At 74.5% G+C, this 1,914-nt stretch carries 2 protein-coding genes and 1 pseudogene; 1 reads left to right on the top strand and 2 read right to left on the bottom strand.

The features are described from left to right. Together MFF54_RS27510 and MFF54_RS27505 are read right to left on the bottom strand one after the other, a co-directional pair. The coding region (locus MFF54_RS27510) for a TAT-variant-translocated molybdopterin oxidoreductase (RefSeq protein WP_238307355.1) at positions 1-151 on the bottom strand (151 nt) is incomplete at its 3' end. Continuing rightward, positions 148-807 carry a cytochrome c3 family protein gene (locus MFF54_RS27505; protein ID WP_238307354.1) on the bottom strand — a complete coding sequence of 220 codons (660 nt, stop codon included), beginning with the start codon at positions 805-807 and terminating at the stop codon, positions 148-150. The genes MFF54_RS27505 and MFF54_RS27510, both read right to left, overlap by 4 nt. Before the next feature lie 407 nt (positions 808-1,214). On the opposite strand from MFF54_RS27505, the pseudogene MFF54_RS27500 reads away from it, so the two are divergent. Beyond that, a pseudogene (locus MFF54_RS27500) lies at positions 1,215-1,914 on the top strand (ABC transporter ATP-binding protein); the annotation flags it as partial.

Below are 1,914 nucleotides of genomic sequence, written 5' to 3'. Positions count from 1 at the left end.
CGGCGAGCCGGGCCGCGGCCGGGAACTCGGACTCGACGTAGGCGCGGAAGGCCGGCGTGTCGGCGACCGCCTCCAGGCTGCGCCAGAAGGTCGGGCCGTCGGCGCCGGAGAGCCGCGCCCGCAGGGCGGCGATGTCGGGGTCGCGGCTCATCGGTGGCAGATCCCGCATTCCATCAGGCGCTGGCCGCCGCGGATGTGGTTCTGCGCCACGAGTTGGGGGCCGAGCGTCGCCTGATCGGCGGGCGGGCTCCACGTCATGTTCCAGACCTGATCGGGCGTGCGGACGTATTTCTCCGGGTTGCGGTGGCAGTCGAGGCAGAACCCCATCTCGAAGGCGTTCGCCCGGTAGGTCATCTGCATCGCCGTGACCTCGCCGTGGCAGGTGGAGCAGCCGATACCCTTCGTCACGTGCACGGAGTGATTGTAGTAGACGTAGGACGGCAGCTTGTTCAGGCGGCGCCATTGCAGGGGCTCGCCGCTCGCGTAGCTGTCGCGCACGGGCTTGAGCATGTCCGAGCCCGACCAGATCTGCGAGTGGCAGGTCATGCAGGTATGGGTCGGCGGGATGCCGGCGGTCGCCTCCTTCTCCACCGTGGTGTGGCAGTAGCGGCAATCGATGCCGAGCTCGCCCGAATGGTGCTTGTGGCTGAACGGCACCGGCTGCTGCGGCGCGACGCCGACGCCCGTCACGTAGTCGGAGCGCACGATGCCGGCCGCCACGATCGGCACGCCCGCGAGGCAGGCGACCCCGGTGAGGAGGACGAGGCGGTAGATCGCGTCCGCGCCGGGGGTGAAGAGCTGCGCCATCAGCCGCCGCTCCGCGCCGGATGGCCGCTCCGCGCCGGATGGCCGCTCCGCGCCGGATGGCCGCTCCGCGCCGCATACGCGCTGTGCCGCCCGCCGGTCGGGTCTCCGGTCAAGGATCTGGACTGCGTCAACCGATCGGTCCGTTCTTCGACTGGCCGTGCGCCGACCCGCGGGGCGGAGCCGACCTGCGCCGCGTCAGAAGAGAGGGCACCGGGGCCGTGACGACAATGCGGCCCCGGCGCGCGCCAGCTTGGAATCGGAAAAAATCTGGCGGACGGGCGTCCGCTAATCCTTCCGCGCCCCGGGGGTGCGCTGTCGCGCTTTGCCGCGCGCCCCGGGTCAACTATGCGCGGGTCGGGCGGCCGGAGGTTTCATCCGGCACCCTGAGCGGGCAGCGGCGAGGCGGCATGGAATCGGACCCGATCCACCTGAGCTGGCGCGCCGCCCGCCGCCAGCACGCCGCGGCGCTGCTGCTCGGGCTCGGCGCCGGCGCGCCGCTCTGCGGCCTGGCGCTGCTCTGCCTGCGCGACCTGCTCGCCACGATGCTGCGCGACGAGGCCGCCGCCCTTCCCTTCCTGCGCGTCGTGGTGCCGCTGCAGGATCCGCGGCCGGACCTCGTGCTGGCGCAGGGCTGGCTCCTGCCGCCCGCCCAGCTGGAACTCGCCGCCTTCCTGTGCCTCGCCGGCACCGCTCTGGCTCTCGCCGGGCTCGGCTGGATCGTGGCGCGGCTGTGCTTCTCCGCCCAGGCCCGGGCGACGGGGCGCCTGAGGGCCGCGGTGACCGAGGCCATCCTGGAGGCGCCCGCGGGCGCCCGCGAGGAGGCGCGCGGGCTCGCAGACCTCAGCGGCCGCACCCTCGCCCAGCTCGACGGGCTGCTCGCGGTCGGGCTGGTCCTGCCGGGTCTCGCCGCGGGCGCCGCCCTCCTCAGCCTCGGCCTCGCGGCGCTGGCCGCCCCCCGCCTCGTGCCCGTGGCGGCGATCGGGCTCCTCGCGCTCGGCCTCGCCCACGCGCTGATCCTCGCGCGCACGCGCCGCCGCAGCGCCCTGCGGCGGGAGGCGGGCGCCACCGCGCAGCACACGCTCGTTGACCTCGTGCGCCGCCTGCCGG

The organism is Methylobacterium gregans (assembly GCF_022179245.1).
Classification (GTDB): Bacteria; Pseudomonadota; Alphaproteobacteria; order Rhizobiales; family Beijerinckiaceae; genus Methylobacterium; species Methylobacterium gregans.
Note: the sequence above shows the minus strand (reverse complement) of the source record. Positions and strands in the feature narration are given on the sequence as shown.